This is a genomic window from Micromonospora sp. NPDC049679 (genome assembly GCF_040659735.1).
GTDB lineage: Bacteria > Actinomycetota > Actinomycetes > Mycobacteriales > Micromonosporaceae > Micromonospora_I.
Map to the genome: position 1 here is coordinate 35,870 of NZ_JBFANZ010000035.1, position 22,433 is coordinate 58,302.

General features: G+C 71.5%; 16 protein-coding genes and 1 pseudogene. 11 read left to right on the top strand and 6 right to left on the bottom strand.

What is annotated here, in order from left to right:
- Positions 1 to 108: 108 nt before the first annotated feature.
- Positions 109 to 3,954, top strand: a pseudogene (locus AB0J06_RS20760) (GH92 family glycosyl hydrolase); the annotation flags it as partial.
- A 27-nt stretch (positions 3,955 to 3,981) separates the two neighbouring features.
- Here the strand turns inward: AB0J06_RS20760 and AB0J06_RS20765 are convergent.
- The 3 genes from AB0J06_RS20765 to AB0J06_RS20775 form a co-directional block, all read right to left on the bottom strand.
- Positions 3,982 to 6,558 (bottom strand): PAS domain S-box protein, encoded by a 2,577-nt coding sequence (locus AB0J06_RS20765; RefSeq protein WP_357430587.1) that lies wholly within the window; start codon positions 6,556 to 6,558, stop codon positions 3,982 to 3,984.
- Positions 6,559 to 6,828: 270 nt separating this feature from the next.
- A complete protein-coding gene (locus AB0J06_RS20770; RefSeq protein WP_357430588.1) occupies positions 6,829 to 8,007 on the bottom strand; it encodes an FUSC family protein in 1,179 nt (392 codons plus the stop codon).
- A gap of 35 nt (positions 8,008 to 8,042) precedes the next feature.
- Positions 8,043 to 8,549, bottom strand: coding sequence for an Lrp/AsnC family transcriptional regulator (locus AB0J06_RS20775; RefSeq protein WP_357430589.1), 507 nt, complete (start codon positions 8,547 to 8,549; stop codon positions 8,043 to 8,045).
- Between the two features lie 73 nt (positions 8,550 to 8,622).
- On the opposite strand from AB0J06_RS20775, the gene pdhA reads away from it, so the two are divergent.
- From pdhA to AB0J06_RS20790, 3 genes are all read left to right on the top strand, one after another.
- Positions 8,623 to 9,822, top strand: coding sequence for a pyruvate dehydrogenase (acetyl-transferring) E1 component subunit alpha (gene pdhA, locus AB0J06_RS20780; RefSeq protein WP_357430602.1), 1,200 nt, complete (start codon positions 8,623 to 8,625; stop codon positions 9,820 to 9,822).
- The gene (locus AB0J06_RS20785) at positions 9,822 to 10,826 is read left to right on the top strand and encodes an alpha-ketoacid dehydrogenase subunit beta (protein WP_357430590.1); all 1,005 of its coding nucleotides are present in this window, start codon (positions 9,822 to 9,824) and stop codon (positions 10,824 to 10,826) included. The genes pdhA and AB0J06_RS20785 overlap by 1 nt, the downstream gene beginning before the upstream one ends.
- A gap of 76 nt (positions 10,827 to 10,902) precedes the next feature.
- Positions 10,903 to 12,210: a dihydrolipoamide acetyltransferase family protein gene (locus AB0J06_RS20790; RefSeq protein ID WP_357430591.1), complete on the top strand. Its 1,308-nt coding sequence runs from the start codon at positions 10,903 to 10,905 to the stop codon at positions 12,208 to 12,210.
- A 113-nt stretch (positions 12,211 to 12,323) separates the two neighbouring features.
- Here AB0J06_RS20790 and AB0J06_RS20795 read toward each other — a convergent pair whose 3' ends face one another.
- The 3 genes from AB0J06_RS20795 to AB0J06_RS20805 all read right to left on the bottom strand — a co-directional run bounded on the left by AB0J06_RS20795 (position 12,324) and on the right by AB0J06_RS20805 (position 15,915).
- Positions 12,324 to 13,973 carry a BCCT family transporter gene (locus AB0J06_RS20795; RefSeq protein WP_357430592.1) on the bottom strand — a complete coding sequence of 550 codons (1,650 nt, stop codon included), beginning with the start codon at positions 13,971 to 13,973 and terminating at the stop codon, positions 12,324 to 12,326.
- A 77-nt stretch (positions 13,974 to 14,050) separates the two neighbouring features.
- Positions 14,051 to 14,905 (bottom strand): ABC transporter permease, encoded by an 855-nt coding sequence (locus AB0J06_RS20800; protein WP_357430593.1) that lies wholly within the window; start codon positions 14,903 to 14,905, stop codon positions 14,051 to 14,053.
- Positions 14,902 to 15,915 carry an ATP-binding cassette domain-containing protein gene (locus AB0J06_RS20805; protein WP_357430594.1) on the bottom strand — a complete coding sequence of 338 codons (1,014 nt, stop codon included), beginning with the start codon at positions 15,913 to 15,915 and terminating at the stop codon, positions 14,902 to 14,904. Before AB0J06_RS20805 ends, AB0J06_RS20800 begins: the two co-directional genes overlap by 4 nt.
- Positions 15,916 to 16,630: 715 nt before the next feature.
- Between AB0J06_RS20805 and AB0J06_RS20810 the strand changes: the two genes are divergently transcribed.
- The 7 genes from AB0J06_RS20810 (at position 16,631) to AB0J06_RS20840 (ending at position 22,262) form a co-directional block, all read left to right on the top strand.
- The gene (locus AB0J06_RS20810; RefSeq protein WP_357430595.1) at positions 16,631 to 17,380 is read left to right on the top strand and encodes a trypsin-like serine protease; all 750 of its coding nucleotides are present in this window, start codon (positions 16,631 to 16,633) and stop codon (positions 17,378 to 17,380) included.
- A 367-nt stretch (positions 17,381 to 17,747) separates the two neighbouring features.
- A complete protein-coding gene (locus tag AB0J06_RS20815; protein WP_357430596.1) occupies positions 17,748 to 17,936 on the top strand; it encodes a hypothetical protein in 189 nt (62 codons plus the stop codon).
- Entirely contained in the window at positions 17,936 to 18,070 is a 135-nt protein-coding gene (locus AB0J06_RS20820) for a DUF3037 domain-containing protein (RefSeq protein WP_357430597.1), read from the top strand. Before AB0J06_RS20815 ends, AB0J06_RS20820 begins: the two co-directional genes overlap by 1 nt.
- A gap of 184 nt (positions 18,071 to 18,254) precedes the next feature.
- Positions 18,255 to 18,482 (top strand): cation transporter, encoded by a 228-nt coding sequence (locus AB0J06_RS20825; RefSeq protein WP_357430598.1) that lies wholly within the window; start codon positions 18,255 to 18,257, stop codon positions 18,480 to 18,482.
- Positions 18,479 to 19,486 (top strand): hypothetical protein, encoded by a 1,008-nt coding sequence (locus AB0J06_RS20830; RefSeq protein ID WP_357430599.1) that lies wholly within the window; start codon positions 18,479 to 18,481, stop codon positions 19,484 to 19,486. Before AB0J06_RS20825 ends, AB0J06_RS20830 begins: the two co-directional genes overlap by 4 nt.
- A gap of 87 nt (positions 19,487 to 19,573) precedes the next feature.
- Positions 19,574 to 21,805 carry a heavy metal translocating P-type ATPase gene (locus AB0J06_RS20835; RefSeq protein WP_357430603.1) on the top strand — a complete coding sequence of 744 codons (2,232 nt, stop codon included), beginning with the start codon at positions 19,574 to 19,576 and terminating at the stop codon, positions 21,803 to 21,805.
- A 46-nt stretch (positions 21,806 to 21,851) separates the two neighbouring features.
- Complete coding sequence (locus tag AB0J06_RS20840) at positions 21,852 to 22,262, top strand: ASCH domain-containing protein (RefSeq protein ID WP_357430600.1); 411 nt, start codon at positions 21,852 to 21,854, stop codon at positions 22,260 to 22,262.
- Positions 22,263 to 22,433: the final 171 nt, after the last annotated feature.

Consider the following 22,433-nt stretch of genomic DNA (forward strand, 5'->3'; position numbering starts at 1 on the left):
GACATAGGCGTCGTTCAGTCGAAACCCTGACGCAATCTCCACCCGGGCGCGCCGCCTTCGCACCCGGCAGTCCCCGCGGAGGTTGCCATGATCGTGCAGTCCCGGAATCTGGTGATCGCGGCCGCGACGGCAGCCGTGCTGACGGTGCCCGCCGCGCCCCTGCCCGCACTCGCGGCGCCGGCCCCCGCCGGCGGATTCTTCTCCTCGCTCGAAGCCGGCGAACCCCAGCCGACCTGGACCAGCACCGCCGAAACCGACCCCCGTGGCGGCAAGAAGAGCTCCGGCGTGACCGGGAGCCCGGCGACCGGCATCCCCGGCAACATCACCGAACGGGTCGTCGAGGCCACGGCGAGCGCCGAGAACCCGCCCAACGAGACGGCCGAGCGCGTCGTCGACGGCAATATCAGCACGAAATGGCTCGCGTTCCAGCCCACCGGATGGGTGCAGGTGCGGCTCGACGCCCCGGTCGCCGTCGTGCACTACGCGTTGACCGCCGCCAACGACGCCCCCGACCGGGACCCCCGGGACTGGACGCTGCAAGGCTCGGCCGACGGGCAGACATGGACGACGCTGGACACCCGCACCGGGCAGAGCTTCACCGAGCGATTCCAGACCCGCGAGTACCGCTTCGACAACGGCAGCGCGTACCTCCACTACCGGCTCACCGTCACCGCCGTGGTCGCGGGCGGTCTCACCCAACTGGCCGAACTCCAACTCTCCGACGGCGACACCACGCCGCCGCCGGTCACCGACATGCGGACCGTCGTCAGCGGCGGCCCGGTCAACGGACCGACCATGAAGCCGAACGCGGGGTGGACCGGTCGGCAGGCGTTGCAGCTCTCCGGCGGGCAGATCGTCGCGGGGCGCGGTTACGCCTACAACAAGGTCTTCGACGTGGACCTGCCGGTGGATCGGCACACCGAGCTGTCGTACCTGATCTTTCCGGAGCTGACCGCGCGGGACCTGGACTACCCGAGCACCCATGTCGCGGTCGACCTGGCGTTCACCGACGGCAGCTACCTCAGCGACCTCGGCGCCGTCGACCAGTACGGGTTCGGGCTCAACCCGCGGGCGCAGGGGACCGGCAAGTCGCTCTACGCCGACCAGTGGAACCTCAAGCGCTCCCGCATCGGCGACGTCGCCGCCGGCAAGCGCGTCGACCGCATCCTGGTCGGCTACGACAGCACCACCGGGACCGGCGTGTTCAACGGCTGGCTCGACGACATCCGGATCAGCGACGAGCCCCCGACCCAAGCCCCCGACCGCCCGTCCGACCACGTCCTCACCACCCGGGGCACGAATTCCACCGGTGGCTTCTCGCGCGGCAACAACATCCCGGCCACCGCGGTGCCGCACGGGTTCAACTTCTGGACCCCGATGACCAACGCCGGGTCGACCAGCTGGCTCTACGACTACCAGCGCGCCAACAACGCGGAGAACCGTCCCGCGTTGCAGGCGTTCACCGTCAGCCACGAGCCCAGCCCGTGGATGGGGGACCGGCAGACGTTCCAGGTGATGCCCTCGGCGGCCACCGGGACGCCCGACCCCGGCCGGGCCGCCCGCGCGCTGCCGTTCCGGCACGAGAACGAGATCGCCAAGGCGCACCACTACGGCGTCACCTTCGACAACGGGATGAGGACCGAGATCGCCCCGACCGACCACGCCGCGATCTTCCGTTTCACGTTCACCGGCGACCGCGGCAACCTGATCTTCGACAACGTCAACAACAACGGCGGGCTGACCCTCGACCCGACCGCCCGGACCGTGACCGGCTACTCCGACGTCCGCAGCGGACTCTCGAACGGGGCGGGCCGGCTCTTCGTCTACGGGACGGTCGACGAGACCGTCGTCGCGAGTGGCCGACTCGCGGGCGGCGGCGGCGCCAACGTCACCGGCTACCTCGCCTTCGACACGGCGACACGCAAGACGGTCACGCTGCGGATCGCCACCTCGCTGATCTCCGTCGAGCAGGCCCGCCGCAACCTGAGCCTGGAGATCACACCGGCCGACACGTTCGACGCGGTGCGGGAGCGGGCCCAGCGGCTCTGGGACGGGAAGCTGCGGGTGATCGAGGTGGAGGGGGCCACCGAGCCGCAACTGGTCACCGTCTACTCCAACCTCTACCGCCTCTTCCTCTATCCGAACTCGGCGCACGAGAACGTGGGCACCGCCGCCGCGCCCGTCTGGAAGCACGCCGTGCAGTCCTCCGCGTCGTCGTCCATTCCCACGGGAACCACCCCGACCGAGACGGGCGCGGCCGTGGTCGACGGCAAGGTCTACGTCAACAACGGGTTCTGGGACACCTACCGCACGACCTGGTCGGCGTACTCCCTGTTCACGCCGACGATGGCCGGCGAGCTGATCGACGGATTCGTGCAGCAGTACCGCGACGGTGGCTGGGTGTCGCGCTGGTCCTCACCCGGCTACGCGAACCTGATGACCGGCACCAGCTCCGACGTGTCGTTCGCCGACGCGTACGTGAAGGGGGTCCGCGGCTTCGACGCGCGCGCCGCGTACGACGCGGCGCTGCGCAACGCCACCGTCGTGCCACCGGGGAGCAACCCCGACAACACCAGCGTCGGCCGCAAGGGGCTGCAGACCTCGATCTTCCGCGGCTACACCGCCTCGTCCGTCTCGGAGGGGGTGTCGTGGGCGCTGGAGGGCTACATCAACGACTTCGGTCTGGCGAACATGGCGGCGGGGCTCGCCGTCGACCCGGCGACGCCGGCGGGCGAACGGGACCGTTACCGGACCGAGGCGGAGTACTTCCGCAACCGGGCGCAGAACTACGTGCGGATGTTCGATCCGGCGGCGCGGTTCTTCCAGGGCCGCGACGCGGCCGGGGCGTGGAAGTCCACGCCGGACGCCTACGACCCGCGGGTCTGGGGCCACGAGCACGACTACACCGAGACGAACGGCTGGAACTTCGCCTTCCACGTCCCGCACGACGGGCAGGGCCTGGCCAACCTGTACGGCGGGCGGGCGCGGCTCGCGGAGAAGCTCGACGAATTCTTCGCGACCCCGGAGACCGCGTCGTTCCCCGGCTCGTACGGCGGCACGATCCACGAGATGGTCGAGGCGCGCGACGTGCGGATGGGGATGTGGGGCTTCAGCAACCAGGTCTCCCACCACATCCCCTGGATGTACACCTACGCGGGCCGGCCGGCGAAGACGCAAGCGAAGGTACGCGAGGCGCTGGCCCGGATGTACGTCGGCAGCGAGATCGGTCAGGGCTACGCGGGTGACGAGGACAACGGCGAGACCTCCGCCTGGTATCTGTTCAGCGCGCTCGGGCTCTACCCGTTGCAGGTCGGCAGCGCCAACTACGTGCTCGGGTCGCCGCTGTTCCGCAAGGCGACGGTCCACCTGGAGAACGGTCGGACGATCGTGGTCAACGCGCCGCAGAACAGCGCCCGCAACGTGTACGTCCAGGGACTGCGGGTCGACGGCAAGTCGTACGGGAAGTCCTGGATCGCCCATCGCGACCTGGCCGATGGCGCAGTGCTGGACTTCCGGATGGGTCCGTCGCCATCGAACTGGGGGAGTGGGGATCAGAACCTGCCGGTCTCCCTCACCCCGCCCGGCGCGCCGCCCCGCCCGCTGGCCGACGTCGCGGTCACCGGTGGTCCCTCGGCCCTCTCCGACGACACCTCCGCGACCGCCGCGGCCGTGGACGGGCCGGTGGCGTGGACGGTGTCGGGACCGCCGGGGAAGGTCACCCACTACACCCTCACCTCGGCGGCGGCCGCCGGTGACCCGCGCGGCTGGCGGCTGCTCGGCTCCTCCGACGGCCGGAGCTGGACCACCATCGACAGCCGGGTGGACGAGTCGTTCCGGTGGCGGATGCAGACGCGGGTGTTCACCGTGGCGAAACCCGGCCGGTACGCGCACTACCGGCTCGAGGTGACCGCCGGTGATCCGGTCATGTCCGTCGCCGAGGTGGAGTTGCTGGCCCACCCCGCGCGATCCTGACCAGCCGGATCAGTCGACGACGGCGGCGGGCGGACGCGGCGGGGCGACGGTCTCGGCGTCGCCGCGGTGACCGGTGAGCGCTGCACTGATCTTGGACAGGAGGGTGGCCTCGGTGAAGGGCTTCTCGATCAGGGTGACCCCGTCCTCGAGCGCCTGCCGTGGCCCGAGGACGCCCTGGCTGTACCCGGACATGAACAGCACCCTGAGGTCGGCGCGCTGGGCGCGCAGCCGCTCGGCCAGCTCGCGGCCCGACATGTGCGGCATGACGACATCCGTGAGGAGCAGGTCCCAGTCGGTCCGGGCGGCGACGTCGAGCGCTTCGAGGCCGTGGCCGGCCTCGATGACCTCGTAGCCGTTGCGTCGCAGCATGCGGCCGGTGACCTCGCGCAGCGCCTCCTCGTCCTCCACGAGCAGGACCGTCTCGCCGTGGCCCTTCTCGATGGGCACGGGGGTGTGCGGCGCGGGCACGACGGCTTCGTCGTCGACCTGCGGCAGATAGACCCGGAACGTGGTGCCGAGACCGGGCTCGGAGTAGACCCCCACCGTGCCGCCGGCTTCGGTCACGATCCCGTAGACGGTGGCCAGGCCGAGTCCGGTCCCCGTGCCCTTCGCCTTGGTGGTGAAGAACGGCTCGAACACGCGGGCCGCCACGTCGGCGCTCATCCCGGTGCCGGTGTCACTGACACAGAGCTGGACGTACCGGCCCGGGGTGATCTGCGGATGCGTCTGGCTGTGGGCTTCGTCGACCTCGACCGTCGTCGTCTCGATCGTCAACCGTCCGCCGTCGGGCATCGCGTCGCGCGCGTTGACGGCCAGGTTGACCAGCACCTGCTCGAGCTGTCCCCGGTCGGCTTTCACGGCCGGCAACCGCGGCTCTGGCTCGACGACCAAGTGGACGTGCTCGCCGATGCTGCGGGCGAGCAGGTCCTGCAGGTCCGCGATGACGAGGTTGAGGTCGAGGACCTCCGGATGCGTCGTCTCCTGGCGCCCGAAGATGAGCAACTGCCGGGTCAGCCGCACGGCCCGCTCCGCGGCCCGCTGGATCGCCCGCAGGTCGTTGGCGCCCGCGGAACCCTCGTCCAGTTCCTCGGTCAACAGCTCCGCGCAGGAGAGGATGACCGCGAGCAGGTTGTTGAAGTCGTGCGCGACCCCACCGGCGAGCTGGCCGAGGCTTTCCAGCCGCTGCGACTGCTGTAGCCGCTGCTCCAGACTGGCGCGTTCGGCGGCGGCCCGCTTCTCCTCGGTAATGTCCGCGGCGACCGCGGATGCCCCGACGACCCGTCCGGCGCCGTCGCGGATGGGGGAGATGGTCACGGAGACCTCGACGAGCGTCCCGTCGCGGCGGATTCGCTGCGTCTCCTGGCGCTCCACCCGTTCCCCCTGGCTGACCCGGTGCAGCAGTCCGTCCAGCTCGTGGTGGCGGTCGGCCGGGACGAGCATCGAGATGTGCCGCCCGATCACCTCGTCCGCCCGGTAGCCGTAGATCGCGGCGGCCCCGTCGTTCCAGCTGGTGATGATCCCGTCGAGCGTCTTGCCGACGATGGCGTCGCCGGACGACTGCACGATCGCCGCCAGCCGGGACACGTCGGCCAGGTGGAGTTCCGTGGTGGCGATCATCCGGTTGAAGTCCTCGGCCAGATCGGCGAGTTCGGCGGGGCCGGCGACGGGCACCGGCCGGGGCCCCGCCCCGCCACCGGTCGCGGTCCTGACCGCGGCACTGAGTTGTCGGACCGGGCGCAGGATGCGTCGGTAGAAGACCGCGGCGGCGACGAGGATGACGAGCAGGCCCGCGAGAGTGATCGCCGACTGGCGCTCGCTGAGCCTGCGGGCGGCGGCCACCGCCGCGTCCCGGTCCGCCCCGGCGTGGACCTGCCAGCCGACATCGGGAACGGTCGCCGTGCCGTACAGCCGGGGCACTCCGTCGGGGTCGCGTCGTTCCACCCGGCCGGCGTCGGCGGCGAACGGCGTCCCGTGCAACGGTGCCCCCGTCCACCGCTGCGGCGCGATCGAGCGGGTCACCGCGGTGGCGCCGTCGCCGGAGGTGACGAGGATCGACAGGCTCCGCGGGCCGCCGTACGTCGCGGCGAGCGCCGGGCCGAGAGCGTCGAGGTCGAGGAAGGCGGCAACCATCCCGAGACGCTTGATCGGCGTGCTGCCGATCATCACCTGTTTGCCGGTTCGGTCGTCCACGACCGGCCCGATCACTCCCGGCCCGGAGCGGGCTCGCGCCAGCCAGGACGCACCCCGGTAGCCGGCGTTGTTCTTGAGGGAACTGCAGATGACCCTGCCGTCGCTCCGGACGATGTCGAGGTGGCCGGTCTTGAACGCGCCGATGCCGGTGAACGACAGGGAGCAGCCCGACGGATCGACGCCGGGCGCGAATGCCTGTTCGATGGCGGGGTTCGCGCCTGTCTCGACGATCACCTTCTGCAGCGCCGCGAGCGCCTCGCTGATGTCGCGGGCGGCGAGTCGCGCCCCGAACACGGCGTCGCCGACGGCCGCCCGTCGGGCCTCGCCGTCGGCCTCGGCATGCTGATACGCGCTACTCGTGGCGCCGGCGACGATGAAGAGGACCACGAGGGCCACGACGTACGTCCGAAGCGGCCATCGGCGGCGATCACCCCGTCTGGTGCTCACGGCCTGGTTCGAGACGTCAGTGTCCAGCCCGGAGATCGCTCTCCGGCCGTGGCCGTTCCGATGTGGACGGGCCGGGGACGTGGCAGTCGCAATCCGGATGTCATTGTCTCCCCCTGTGACGCCGACTATCCACGCATTTACCGGCCGATTTGATCATATCGACTAAAGGGTGTCAAACACCTGATTATGGACGACGCGGCCCGGTCATGCGGAGCCCGGTCAATCGGGCGGCTGGTTCGGGGCCCGGCGCGCCACCGCCGCACGCACCAGCACGTTCGCGTCCTCCGGCCCCACCCCGGTCGCCTGCAGCAGATCGATGGCGGTGGCCCGGACCTGCGCGATGATGACGTTGCCGGAGAAGCCGACGCCCGCCGCGTACGCCTCGCCGGCCCGGCTCGCCGCTTCCAGCAGCCGGTCCCGGGTGGCCCGCGCCTCGCCCCGGTTTCTCAGCTCCTGTTTGAGCAGGACCACCGACTCGCTCAGCGAGGTGAGCGTCGCCGGCAGACACGGCGGAAGCGGCTCGTTGGCGTCGATGGCGGTCACACACCGCCGGGAGAGCATCCGGCCGTTGCGCACCGCCCGCATGAGGAACTCCGAGGCGTTCACGTACTGCCGCAGCGTGCCGCGCGCGTTCCAGTGCGCGGGAGCGAGGGTGGCGCTCTCCTGCCCCGCCTGCAACGACTCCCGCATCACCGCCAACTCGTCCTCCGCGCCGCGCAGTCGGTCCAGGGCCGCGTTCGCGCGGGAGCGGTCGCGCTCCGCCAGCGCCGCGCCGGCATCGCTGAACGAGGCGGTGAGGACGTCGAGGACCGGGTCGACCGCACGGCGCACCAGGGCCAGCGGCCGCACCGGCACCACCATGATCACCGCCAGGCTGACCGCCCCGCCGAGCAGCGCCTCGAAGAAGCGGGAGGCGTAGATCCCGGTGGTCGTCGGCGGCGAGAGCGTCGCGATCAGCACCGCCGCGCTCGCGGCCTGGGTGACGAGGGCGGGGCCTCCGCCGACGAAGATCGACGCGACGATCGCGATGACGGTGACCAGGCCCAGCTGCCACCAGCCGGCGCCGATCGCGGCGACGACCGCGTCGGCCACCGCGACGCCGAGCGCGACCCCGACGACGAGTTCGACGGTGTTACGCAGCCGTTGGCCGATCGACGCGGCGAGCGTACCCACCGCCGCGAGCGGAGCGAAGACCGGCTCGGCATGGCCGAGCAGGTCGTGCCCGATCAACCAGGAGATCGCCGCCGCCAGTCCCGACTGCGTCGCCAACCCGATGTTGGCCCGGACCCGGTGCTGTCGCGCGCGCAGCGTCTCCGGCAGCCGGCGCCACGATCCGCGCAGGCGGTGCGTGATGCGCTCCTCGTCCAGCTTGGCGCGCACCGCCTTCGGGACCCCCACGCGCCGACGCTACCGCCGCCGAGCTGCGCGTCAGGTCACGTCCACGCGTTCTCCACGCCGTCGAACTCCTCGAACACCAGCCACGTCCGGGTCGACAGCACCCCCGGAATGCTCTGCACCTGGTTGAGCACCACATCGCGCAGCGCGGCGTTGTCCGGGGCGCGGACCAACGCCAGCACGTCGTAGTCACCGCCGAGCAGCGCCGCGTGCTCGATGTAGCGCACCCGGGCGAGCCGGGCCGACACCTCCCGCCAGCTGTTCTGCTCGATCGTCAGGCTCATGTAGGCCGACGTGCCGAGCCCCGCCGGCTCCGGGGCCACCTGCGCGCGGAAGCCGGTGATCACTCCTTCCCGCATCAGCCGCTCGACGCGGGCGTACGCGTTGGTGCGGGAGATGTGGATGCGCTCGGCGAGGGTCCGGATGGACGCCCGGCCGTCGCGGACGAGCGCGTCGAGGATGCGCCGGTCCACGTCGTCGAGGAGACGGACCGTTCGTCCCGGCGCGGCGGCGTACTCGGGTTCCGCTTCGGTCTCCTGGCTCACAGAAACCACTCCTGCCGGTCATCCGTCCCGCGTTTCACGCGGTTCTTGAGTCAATGATCCACCAGGGCTGAGCATAGGCCCACCACACGTCCAGGAGGTCCTCGCCGTGACGACCACGCCCCCGGCGGTCCGCAGGGCATCCCCGCGAGCCCGTCGCGCCCCCGCGCCCCCCGAACCGGTCCGCGCCCTGCTCCCCACCCCGGAGCCGGTCCGGCTGCTCGACGAGTCCGGCACCCGGCTCACCGCCGCCACCAGCTACCCCGAACCCGGGACCGACACCCTCCGCGAGCTCTACCGCCGCATGGTGATCGGCCGCCGCTTCGACCTGCAGTCCACCGCGCTGACCAAACAGGGGCGGCTCGCCGTCTACCCGTCCGCGCGGGGCCAGGAGGCCTGCCAGGTCGCCGCGATCATGGCCGTGCGCCCCACCGACTGGATCTTCCCGACGTACCGGGAGTCGATGGCGCTCGTGTCGCGCGGCATCGACCCGGTCGAGGTCCTCACCCTGCTGCGCGGCGACTGGCACTGCGGGTACGACCCGGCCGCCCAGCGGACCGCGCCGCAGTGCACGCCGCTCGCCACCCAGACCGTGCACGCCGCCGGAGTGGCGTACGGCGAGACGCACCAGGGCCGCGACACCGTCGCCCTCGCCTTCATCGGCGACGGCGCGACCAGCGAGGGCGACTTCCACGAGGGGGTCAACTTCGCGGCCGTGTTCCGCGCGCCCGTGGTGTTCTTCGTGCAGAACAACCGGTACGCCATCAGCGTCCCGCTCTCCCGGCAGACCGCCGCGCCGTCGTTGGCGTACAAGGGCGTCGGGTACGGCATCGCCAGTGAGCAGGTCGACGGCAATGATCCGGTCGCCGTGCTCGCCGTGCTGACCCGGGCGGTCGAACACGCCCGCGCCGGCAACGGACCCTTCCTGGTCGAGGCGCACACGTACCGCATGGAGGCGCACACCAACGCCGACGACCAGTCCCGCTACCGCGACGGCGCAGAGGTGCAGGCGTGGGTCGGACGCGATCCGATCGCGCGGCTGGAGACGTACCTGCGGGGGCTCGGTGTCCTCGACGACGCCGCCGTGACGGCGATCCGCGACGAGGCCGAGGCGTTCGCCGTTCACCTGCGCGCCCGGATGAACACCGAACCGACCGTCGACCCGCTCAGCCTCTTCGACCACGTCTACGCGTCGCCCACCCCCCAACTGATCGAGCAGCGCGAGCAGGTTCGAGCCGAACTGGCCGCCGCACAGGACGAGGAGGTGCAGGCCTGATGGCACCGGTCACCATGGCGAAGGCGCTCAACGCCGCGCTGCGCGACGCGATGGCCGACGACGACCGGGTGATCGTCTTCGGCGAGGACGTCGGCCAACTCGGCGGCGTCTTCCGGATCACCGACGGACTGCTCGCCACCTACGGCGAACGGCGCTGCTTCGACACCCCGCTCGCCGAGGCCGGCATCGTCGGCTTCGCTGTCGGGATGGCGATGTCCGGGTTGCGCCCGGTCGTGGAGATGCAGTTCGACGCGTTCGCCTACCCGGCCTTCGAACAGATCGCCTCGCACGTCGCCAAGCTGCGCAACCGCACCCGCGGCGCGCTCAGCGTCCCGATCGTGATCCGGGTGCCGTACGCCGGGGGCATCGGCGGCGTCGAGCACCACTGCGACTCCAGCGAGGGCTACTACGCCCACACGCCCGGTCTCAAGGTGGTCACCCCGGCCACGGTGACGGACGCGTACTCGCTGCTGCGCGAGGCGATCGCCGACCCCGACCCGGTCGTGTTCATGGAGCCCAAGAAGCTCTACTTCTCCGGCGCCGAGGCGTCCCTGCCGGTGGCCACGGAGCCGTTCGGGCGGGCCGTCGTGCGCCGGCCGGGGCGCGACGCCACGCTGGTCGCGTACGGCCCCTCGGTGCCCGTCGCGTTGGAGGCCGCCGAGGCCGCCCGGGACGAAGGGTGGGACCTGGAGGTGGTGGACCTGCGCACCATCGTCCCCTTCGACGACGAGACGGTGACCGCGTCGGTCCGCCGGACCGGCCGGTGCGTGGTGATCCAGGAGGCGCAGGGCTTCGCGGGCGTCGGCGCCGAGATCGCCGCGCGGGTCCAGGAGCGCTGCTTCCACTCGCTGCACGCACCCGTGCTGCGGGTGAGTGGTCTGGACATCCCGTACCCGGCGCCGAAGCTGGAGCACATCCACCTGCCCGGGGTCGACCGGGTGCTCGACGCGGTGGCGCGGCTGCAGTGGAACGACCAACCCGACAGCCGGTGGGTGGCAGCATGAGCGAGCGTAGCGAGCGAATCATCAGGCTCAGTGCGGTGGAGCCTCATGCCGCTGGCGAGCGTAGCGAGGTGGCGGCATGAGCGACCAGGTGTTCATGCTCCCCGATCTGGGGGAGGGGCTGACCGAGGCCGAGATCGTCGAGTGGCGGGTCGCCGTCGGCGACACCGTCGAGGTGGACCAGACCGTGGTCGAGGTGGAGACCGCCAAGGCCGTCGTCGACGTGCCGTGCCCGTACGCGGGTCGGATCGTCGCGCTGCACGGCGCGCCCGGCGAGGCGCGCCCCGTCGGCCAGCCGCTGGTCACCGTGGCGCGGCCCGACGACGAGCCCGCCGGGCACGCCACCTACCGCGAGGAGGAGCGGGCCGGCTCGGGCAATGTGCTGATCGGGTACGGGACGGGGCACGGTCACGCGGGCCGACGGCGCCGTCGCGTACCGGCCCCGGCCGTCGCGTCGCGCCCCGTTGCCGTACCCGCCGCTGCTGCCGTGCCGGCTGCCCCGCCCGTCGCCGCGGCTCCCCGGGTGATCTCCCCACTGGTCCGGCGGCTGGCTCACGAACGGGGGCTGGACCTGGCGGGGCTGCGTGGCTCCGGGCCGGGTGGGATCGTGCGCCGCGCCGACGTGGAGGAGGCGCTCGCACCGGTCGCCGCCGCGACTCCGGCCTCTGGCGCGGGTCCGGCCTCCGCCGCCAGCGACGATCTGGTCATCCCGTTGCGCGGGGTTCGCCGGGCGATTGCCGACAAGCTCTCGCGCAGCCGCCGGGAGATCCCCGAGGTCACCATCTGGGTCGATGTCGACGCGACCGCGCTGCTCGACACCCGCGCCGCGATCAACGCCGCCCGCCCGGACCGGCCGGTCAGCCTGCTCGCGCTGCTCGCGCGGATCTGTGTGAACGGTCTGCAGCGGTTTCCCGCGCTCAACTCGCGGGTGGACCCGGACCGCGAGGAGATCGTGCAGTCCGGACGCATCCAGCTCGGCATCGCCGCGCAGACCGACCGGGGCCTGGTCGTGCCGGTCATTTCCGACGCCCAGCGCCTCACCACCTGGGAACTGGCCTCCGCGCTCGCGGAGACGACGGCCGCGGCGCGGGCCGGAACGCTGCCGCCCGCGCGAATGACCGGCGGTACCTTCACGCTCAACAACTACGGCGTGTTCGGTGTGGACGGTTCCACCCCGATCATCAACCACCCCGAGGCGGCGCTGGTCGGTGTGGGCCGCATCGTCGACAAGCCCTGGGTGGTCAACGGGGAGCTGGCGGTGCGGAAGGTGAGCCAGATCAGCCTGACCTTCGACCATCGGGTCTGCGACGGGGGAGTCGCCGGCGGATTCCTGCGCCACGTCGCCGACTGCATCGAGCAGCCGGCGCTGCTCATCGCGAACATCTGACCACGGATCAGGAGAAGCATCCGGGTGCCTTCGGGCGAGCAGTACGACGAGGCGTCTGGCCTGCGGAAACGCGGGGCAGACGCCTGCGTCGTTGGGGACGGCGGCGCTGTCGCTCAGCGCTGTCGGCGCCCGAAAAACCAGCGCACAGAGTGCGGCGTGGTGTCCTCGTCCTCGTACGACCGGGCGGCGCGCACGGCCGCTCCGAGGCCGTACGGGCGGTTGCGGCGTGGGCGCCCCCCTGCCATCGGGTCACTGGCCATCTCCCGGAGCAGCGAGCCCGCGAGCGCGAGCATCACCACCACGAACGGGAGTGCGACGAGGATGGTCGCCTGTTGCAGTGCGTCAAGGCCGCCAGCGAGCAGCAATACCGCCGCGGCGGCCCCGATCAGCACGCCCCAGACCACGACGAGCCAACGATGTGGCCGCAGGGCGCCACGCGACGACAGCGAGCCCAGGACCAGCGATGCGGAGTCAGCACCGGTAACGAAGTAGAGCGCGACAAGAACAATGGTGATGACGCTGGTCACGGCGGAGAGCGGAAGAGCGTCGAGCAGGCTGAAGAGGGTCGATTCGGGGCCCTCCTTCAATTTGGCTACGAGGTCCGCGGTCCCGGTCGCCTGCGCCCGCAGGGCGCTGCCGCCCAGCACGGCGAACCATACGACGCTCGCCCCGCTGGGAACCAGCAGCACGCCGGTGACGAACTCCCGGACGGTACGCCCGCGGGAGATCCGCGCGATGAAGGTGCCGACGAAGGGCGCCCAGGAGATCCACCACGCCCAGTAGAAGATTGTCCATGAGCCGAACCAGGCGTGTTCGGAGAACGCGCCGGTCCGGGTGCCCATCACGATAAGACGGTCCAGATAGTCGCCGATCGAGGCGGGCAGCAACTCCAGTATGTAGATCGTCGGTCCGACCACGAAGACGAAGAGCAGGAGCAGGACCGCCAGTACGACGTTGAAGTTGGCCAGCCACTTGACGCCGCGGTGCACCCCGGACACGGCGGAGATCACGAATGCCGCCGTGAGCGCGGCGATGATGATCAGGCCCAGCCAGGTGTTGTTCGGGATCCCGGTCACGATGCCCAGGCCGGCGGCCACCTGCAGGGCACCCAGACCCAGGCTGGTGGCGGAGCCGAAGACGGTGGCGAAGATGGCGAGCAGGTCGATCGCCTTCCCGGCCGGCCCGTCCGCCCGGTCGCCGAGCAGCGGGCGGAACGCGGCGGAGATCGTATTGCCCCGACCCTTACGGAACGTCGAGTAGGCGAGGGCCAACCCGGTCACGGCGTAGATCGCCCACGGGTGCAGAGTCCAGTGGAACAGCGTGTACTGCATGGCGATCGAGGCCGCGGCGCCGGTCTGCGCCGTGACGTCGGTAGCCGGCGGCGGCGTCGCGTAGTGCTCGATGGGTTCGGCGACCGCATAGAAGATGAGGCCGATGCCCATCCCGGTACCGAACATCATCGACACCCACGCGAACATGGTGAACTCGGGCTCGTCGTCGTCCGCGCCGAGCCGGATCCGACCGAACCGGCTCATAGCGATCACCACGGCCAACACCAGGAAAGTGTCGGCGGCGACGACGAAGAGCCAGCCGAAGGTCCCGAGGACCCACCCCAGGGCCGCGACGGCGAACGTGGCCAGCGAGCCACGCGCCAGCACTCCCCACAGCACAACGGCCAGTACGCCGGCCACACCCGCGCCGAGGACGACGGGGTCCACGGTCGCACCCTTGGGGCGGCCCGGTCCCTGACCGTGCTCGCCCATAATCCTTACCTCCCAGCCAACATCCCCCGACCCATCCTTGCCGGGGCGGGGGCAGTGAGGGCCGAAATAGCTGGATATCAGCGGCGGTTGTAGCGGTACATCGTCAGCGTGCCGAAGACCACCACGAACCCCGCGCTCCACAGCAGCGTCCACATCGTGCTCGACGGGTCGGGCGACCCCGACATCACCGCGCGCACCGACGCCACCAGCTGAGTCACCGGATTGACCTTCACGAACGCCTGGAGCCAGCCGGGCATCGTGCCCGGCTCGACGAACACGTTGCTCAGAAACGTCAGCGGGAACAGCACCATCATGCTGACCCCCATCACGGACTTCTCGCTGCGCAGGACCAGGCCGAAGAACGTCCAGACCCAGGAGAACGCGAACGAGAAGACCACCAGCAGGCCGATCCCGGCCAGCACGCCCATCAGCCCGCCGCCGGGCCGGAACCCCAACACCAGCCCGACACCGAGGATGACCACGGCCGCGAGGATGTACCGCAGCACGTCTCCCATGATCATGCCGACCAGGGCGGCCGGCCGCCAGACGGGCAGCGTCCGGAAGCGGTCGAAGACCCCCTTCTCGATGTCGGTGTTGAGTCCGACGCCGGTGTACATCGTGATCATCACGACGCTGGTCACCATGATGCCGGGCAGGAAAAACTGCAGGTAGTCGCGCGGGCTGCCGGCGAGAGCGCCGCCGAACAGGTAGGTGAACATCAGCACCATGATGATCGGGAACGCCGTCACGTCGAACAGCTGCTCCGGCACGTGCTTGATCTTCAGAAGGGCGCGCCAGCCGAACGTGAGCGACGCCGAGAGCGCACTCGGCCTGGGCGGTCGCGCACCGGGTGCGAGAACGGTCCCCAGGGCCTCGGCGGACGGTACATAGACGGACGGGGCGAGCCCTGCCGTGGTAGCGGTGTTGCTCATCGGGCTGCCTCCAGCTCGTCGTCCCGCTCGTCGGCGGGGCCCGCGGGGTGATCGGTCAGGGCCAGGAAGACCTCGTCCAGGCTCGGCTGGCCGAGGGAGAAGTGATCGACGGCGATGCCGGCGCTGGCCAGGTCGGAGAGGGCACGGGCGGCCTGCTCGCTGGCATCGAGGTCGGTGCCGGCTCCGCCGACCCGGGCGGTCATCGCGAGCGGATCGGACTCGAGCTGCACCGGAACGCCGAGCGCCGCCTGGAGCACCTTGTCGGCCTCCGGCCGCTGTCCCGGGTCGCGCAGCCGCAGGTGAACGGTGCCGGAGCCGACCGACGATTTCAGCTCGCCCGGCGTGCCCTCCGCGATCACCCTGCCGTGGTCGACGACCGCGATGCGGCCGGCGAGCTGGTCGGCCTCGTCCAGATACTGCGTCGTCAGCAACACGGTCGTGCCGTGCGCCACGACGGCCCGGACGATCTCCCACACCTGGTTGCGGCTGCGCGGGTCGAGCCCGGTCGTCGGCTCGTCGAGGAACAGCAGGTCAGGGGTGCCGAGGATGCTCGCCGCGATGTCGATGCGCCGCCGCATGCCGCCCGAATACTTCTTGACCTGGCGGTCGCTCGCCTCGCTCAGACCGAACGCGGCGAGCAGGGCTTCCGCACGCTCGCGGGCGGCCGACTTCTTCAGTCCGAGCAGGCGACCGAGGAGCACCAGGTTCTCCGTCCCGGTCAGGTCCTCGTCCACCGAGGCGTACTGGCCGGTCATGCTGACCCGGGCCCGAACGGCGTCGGCCTCCTCTACGACGTCGTGGCCGAAGACCCGAGCCCGGCCGCCGTCGGGACGCAGCAGCGTCGCCAGCACCCGTACGGCGGTGGTCTTCCCCGCCCCGTTCGGGCCGAGCAGTCCGTAGACGGTGCCGGCGGGGACCTGGAGATCGATGCCGGCCAGCGCGCGGGTCTCGCCGAACGATCGGGTGACTCCTTCCGCCTCGATCGCCAGGCCGGTCGTGCGTCTGCTCATGATCTTTACCTTCCTCGTGCGCATTCAGGAGACGTCAGGGCACGCGCCGCGCAGCCGTCGTGCAGCGCCGGGCCCCACCGGCAGAGCTGGTCGAGCAGGACGCGCGCGTCCTGGCACGGTTGGTCGGTGCCACTGGCGTCGGCTCGCCGCAGAGCAGGTCGACGCCGACGATGTCGCGCACCGGCACGGCGTGCAGCGCGGTGAAGACCGAACTGGTCGACCGCGTGCGGGCCTATTCAACAGCAGCCGTACGACACAAAGCCGGCGGTCCTGGCCGGCCACTCGTCGTACGTTAGGCGATCGCGTCTTTCGACAGGCGGGAAGCGGTCGTTGTCCGCCTGAATCCGCCAGCCGTCTACGCACTGCTTCGCCGCCCACGTCAGCAACCCGTGGCACCTCGGGAGCCTGCGGTGCGATAACGGCAACCGGCGCGCGCAGCCGGTATGGGCCGAACCGGTGGACGGGTGCGGGGCGACGTGTGCGAGGCGCCCGGCGGGTCGGGTCATCGCCCGGTGGTAGGTCGGAACCGGTATACATCGAAACATTGAAATGCGGTGTTTCGGCGTTAGCGTATTCCTCGGGTGCCCGCAGCTCCATCCCCCACACCGGCCCGGTCACGCCGGCGACGCCAACCCCCGAGATCGCCGATCCCCCCGGCGACCTCGGCGTCCGCCGGCGTGCCCGGCCCCCCCCGCACAGAGAAGGACCCGCAACGATGAAGCCCCACTCGCTCCTTGCCCGACTGCTCCTGGCGGTCGGCTTCGTCGCCGCCGGGCTCGCCGCGCCGGCCGCGGCCAGCGCGGCGCCCGCCGGTGCCGACGACATCGGCATCCTCGTGGTCAACGGCCGCCCGGCCACCGAGAACTACCCGTTCATGGTCTACGTCTCCGGCTGCACCGGTTCGCTGATCAAGTCGAACTGGGCCGTGACCGCCAAGCACTGTCCGACACCCAGCTCGGTGCGCGTCGGCAGCGTCAACCGCACCAGCGGCGGCACGGTCGTCGGCGTCGTCCGCGGCGTCAACCACCCGTCGATCGACGTCAAGCTGCTGCAGCTCAGCAGTTCGGTCGCGTACGCCCCGGCGCCGATCCCCACCAGCTCGGGCGCGGTCGGCACGGCGACCCGGATCATCGGCTGGGGTCAGACCTGCGCGCCGCGCGGCTGCGGTAGCTCCCCGACGGTCGCCAACGAGCTGGACACCTCGATCGTCGCCGATAGCCGCTGCGGCGGGATCAACGGCCCGTACGAGATCTGCACCAACAACACCAACGGCAACGCGGGCGCCTGCTACGGCGACTCCGGCGGCCCGCAGGTGCGCCGGGTCAACGGTGTCTGGAACCTGATCGGCGCCACCAGCCGGGCCGGCAACAGCAGCTCCACCTGCGCGACGGCGCCCTCGATCTACGGGGATCTGCCGTCGATCCGCTCCTGGATCAACTCCCAGGTCGGTGGTCTCCCCGCCTGACGGGGAGTCCGACGCTCACCCACAGCTCCCGGTGCGTCCTCGGCCCGACCGCCGAGGACGCCCGGGAGCTGCGTCGGCAGCGCCGGGTTAGGGTGCTGATCGTGCTGCGACAGGTGACCGGGACCCGCGACGTCACCCCCTGCGCGAGGGCGGCGCGCTCCCTGCCCTCGTCGAGAGCGACGATCTCGGCAGCTACCTCGTGAACGACGCCTACGTCGAGAACGTGGACCGCGGCTGACGCAACCCCAACCTGCTTATCTGGCACCGCGACCTGTGGCTCATCGACCACGGTGCGTCCCGCTACTTCGACCACAACTGGCCGCGCGCCGCCGGCGTGGTGCACCGCCCCTTTCGCGGAGACGACCACGTGTTGGCCCGGTACGCGACTGCGCTGGCCGAGGCCGACGCCGAGCTCGCCCCGCGGGTGACCGCCGAGCTGCTCGACAAGCATCCCTTCGAGTACGCGGTGATCCGCGCCGTTCCGCGCATCGAGCGCGGCGAGCAGATCAAGAGTCCACCTGTCTCGGCGGCGACGGCGGGGGGCCGGCGGCGGTGATGCGGCCCGTTGCGCGGTTCCGGTTGCTCATCGCGCCGCGCGGCACGGTGGTGCGGGCCGGTCCCGTCCACACCGGGCTGACCGGAGATCCCGCCGCCGAGCTGGACCGCCTGCTCGATCTCCTGGCGCGCTGACCCCGGTGACCTCTCGCGCGCCTTTTCCCGGTGGTCGTGACGCGCGCCACCATGCCCGTCGCCCGCAATCCGCTTCACTCCCTACCGGTAGGGGGTATATGATCACGACAGGTACCCCCTGGGGGTAGGTAACCGGAGAGCGAACTCCGGCGCCACCGCGCCGGTCGACAGAAGGAGCGCCGCCATGGCGACCACCGCCCGTTACACCGTGACCGGCATGACCTGCGCGCACTGCGTCTCCGCCGTCACCGCGGAGCTCACCGCGCTTGCCGGGGTAGAGAGCGTCGACGTCGCCCTGGTCAGCGGCGGCGACTCCACCGTGACGGTCACCAGCGCGACCCGACTGGACGAGGCCGCCGTGCGCGCGGCGGTTGACGAGGCCGGTTACGAGCTGACCGGGGCACGGTCATGAACCTGGGCAGCGCACCGGTCAAGCTCGGCGCGTACGCCGGAGGGCTCGCCGTCGTCTTCGCGGCGGCGTTCGCCGTCGGCGACGTGATCGACCCGATCACGACTCCCACGTCGAGCGCCGCGAGCCACCAGACCGGCGCGATGCCCCGGGAAGATGACCTGAACGGCCACGACAGCAGCACACCCGCGCCGGGCGACGGGCACGGCGCCCACGCCGCCGCCCGCGCCACGCCCGCCGGACTTGCCGTCTCCGAGCGCGGCTACACCCTGACCCCCGCGTCGGCGACGCTGCCGGCCGGCACGCGCGTGCCGTTCGCCTTCACCATCACCGGGCCGGACGGCGCTCCGGTCCGCGACTTCACGCTCTCCCACGAGAAGGAACTGCACCTCATCGTGGTCCGCCGCGACCTGGCCGGCTTCCAGCACGTGCACCCCGTGCGCGACGCCGCCGGGACCTGGGCCGTGCCGCTGAACCTGGCCGACGCGGGCACGTACCGCGTCTTCGCCGACTTCGCGCCCACCGCGCTGGGCGGCGACGGGCTCACCCTCGGCACCGACGTCGCGGTCGCCGGTCGGTTCACGCCCGCGCCGCTGCCCGCCCCGGCCACGACGGCCGCGGTCGATGGGTACGAGGTGCGCATGGACGGCAGCCCGCTCGCCGGGCGGGAGTCGGACCTGACGTTCACCGTGAGCAGGGACGGTGAACAGCTCACCGACCTGCAGCCCTACCTCGGCGCGTACGGCCATCTCGTGTCGCTGCGCGGCGGCGACCTGGCCTATCTGCACACGCACCCGACGCAGGAGGCGCACGCCGGTCAGCGGGGCGGCCCGCGGGTCAGCTTCGCCACCACCTTCCCGACCGACGGCACCTACCGGCTCTTCCTGGACTTCCAGCACGCGGGGAAGGTGCGTACCGCCGCGTTCACCGTGACCGTCGGCGCAAGCGCTCCCGCCGCGAACACCCGGGCGACCCCGGCACACGACGCCACCCCGCACGGCCACTGACCGCGTCACCGATACAGGAGAATCCTCGTGACGACGACAACCCCGACCGGTGCGTCGGGCAGCGCCCGACCCGCCGACGCGGGCACCATCATCGAGCTGGCCATCGGCGGGATGACCTGCGCCTCCTGCGCCGCGCGGATCGAGAAGAAGCTCAACCGCATGGACGGCGTGAGCGCGACCGTGAACTACGCGACGGAGAAGGCCAGGGTCAGCTTCGCCGCCACCGTGACCCCCGAGGATCTCGTCGCGACGGTCGAAGCGACCGGGTACACCGCCACGTTGCCCGAGCCGCCCCGTGCCGACGCGGGCGCCCCATCCGTCGCGGCGCCCGACCCGCTCACCGCGCTGCGCCACCGCCTGGTGACGAGCCTGGTGCTGACACTGCCGGTCATCCCGCTCGCCATGATCCCGGCGCTGCAGTTCGACTATTGGCAGTGGCTCGTGTTGACGTTGGTCGCGCCCGTCGTCACCTGGGCCGCCTGGCCGTTCCACAGGGCGGCCTGGACCAACCTGCGGCACGGCGCGGCGACCATGGACACCCTCATCTCCCTGGGCGTGCTCGCCGCGTTCGGCTGGTCGCTGTACGCCCTCTTCCGCGGCGGCGCCGGCGAGCCCGGCATGACCATGGCATTCACCCTGATCCCGGCCCGGGGCTCCGGCGCCGAGGAGATCTACCTCGAGGTCGCGGCCGCCGTGACCATGTTCATCCTCGCCGGCCGGTACGTCGAGGCGCGGGCCAAGCGGCGCTCCGGAGCCGCGCTGCGTGCCCTGCTCGAACTCGGCGCCAAGGAGGTCGCCGTGCTGCGCGGCGGCATCGAGGCCCTCATTCCGGTCGATCAGCTCGCCGTCGGCGACGAGTTCGTCGTCCGGCCCGGCGAGAAGATCGCCACCGACGGCACGGTCGTCCACGGCACCAGCGCCGTCGACGCGGGCATGCTGACCGGTGAGTCCGTCCCGGTCGAGGTCGGTCCGGGGGACGACGTGGTGGGCGCGACCGTCAACGCGGGCGGCCGCCTCATCGTCCGCGCCACCCGCGTCGGCGCCGAGACCCAGCTGTCGCAGATGGCGCGGCTGGTCGAGGAGGCGCAGCACGGCAAGGCCGCCGTGCAGCGGCTCGCCGACCGCGTGTCGGCGGTGTTCGTGCCGGTCGTCATCGCGCTGGCGCTGGCGACGCTCGGCTTCTGGCTCGGTAACGGCGTCAGCGTCGAGGTCGCCTTCACCGCGGCCGTCGCGGTGCTGATTATCGCCTGCCCCTGCGCCCTCGGCCTGGCCACGCCGACCGCGTTGATGGTCGGCACCGGTCGTGGCGCGCAGCTCGGCATCCTCATCAAGGGGCCGGAGGTCCTCGAGTCGACCCGCCGGGTCGACACCGTCGTGCTGGACAAGACCGGCACGGTGACCACCGGCCGGATGGCGCTGGTCGACGTCGTTACGGGGGCGGGGGAGACGGCCGAGGAGGTGCTGCGCCTCGCCGCGGCGGTGGAGGACGCCTCCGGACACCCGATCGCCAGGGCGGTCGCGGCCGGCGCCCGCGAGCGACTGGGGATGAGCCTGCCGGCGGTGGAGGAGTTCACCAGCACCGAGGGGCGGGGAGTGTCGGGTCTGGTCGACGGACGCGCCGTCCTCGCCGGCCGGCGCAGCTGGCTCGCCCAGGAGTGGGCGTTGTCGGCGACCGACGACCTGGTCGCCGCCGCGCAGGCGGCGGAGGAGCAGGGCCGTACCCCGATCTGGGTCAGTTGGGACGGCGCGGTCCGCGGTGTGCTGGTGGTCGCCGACACGGTGAAGCCCACGAGCGCGGAGGCGATCGCACAGCTCCGCGCGCTGGGACTCCGTCCGGTGCTGCTCACCGGCGACAACGCCCGCGCCGCGGCCGCTGTCGCCACCCGGGTGGGCATCGCGGCGAGCGACGTCATCGCCGAGGTTCTGCCCGCCGAGAAGGCCGACGTGGTCCGTCGCCTGCAGGGCGAGGGGCACGTGGTGGCGATGGTCGGCGACGGCGTCAACGACGCCGCGGCGCTGGCCCAGGCCGATCTCGGCCTCGCCATGGGCACCGGCGCCGACGTCGCGATCGAGGCGTCCGACCTGACGCTGGTGCGGGGTGATCTGCGGGCCGCCGCCGACGCGATCCGGCTGTCCCGGGCGACCCTGCGCACCATCAAGGGCAACCTGTTCTGGGCGTTCGCCTATAACGTGGCGGCCCTGCCACTGGCGGCCGCCGGGCTGCTCAACCCGTTGATCGCCGGTGCCGCGATGGCGTTCTCCTCGGTCTTCGTGGTCACCAACAGCCTGCGGCTGCGCCGCTTCCGCGCACTGAACTGAACGTGTCGGGTCGGCACGCGCGTAGCGTGCCGATCCGGGTGTTTTGATGGGGGACATGGTGTGGCCACGGGTTGACGGACTGCGCACGCTCGAGCTCGGTACCCCGGGGCGGGTGCGTCGCGAGCTCACCGCTCTCGTGCTGGCCGGGGAGAAGACCGCCACCGCGGGGCTCCTCGACGCCGAGTACGTCGCGGAGGGGGAAACGCTGGAGACGGTCGGGGAGCGCCTGTTCCTCATCGACGACGGGGGTCGACCGGCGGCGATGATCGAGATCACCGGCGTCGAGGTCGTGCCCTTCGCCGACGTCACCGACGAGTTCGCCCACGCCGAGGGCGAGGGGTACGCAGACTACGCGGACTGGGCGCGCCGGCACCGCCGTTACTGGGAGGGGCTCGGGCACACGATCGACGACGCGACCGCGGTGGTCTGTGTGTGGTTCCGCGTGCTGCCGGACTGATGACCGTGCGAATCCCCTGGTGGATCAAGGAGTTGCGCGTCGATCAAGGACGTATTCACGCGATCGGAGATCAAACCACGCGACGTCCGGGGGGCTTCGTCCTTGGTCATCTACGAGCGCGGCCGCTGGCGGGCGGGAAGCGACGCCGGTCAGGCAAGCTCCGCGCCGAGG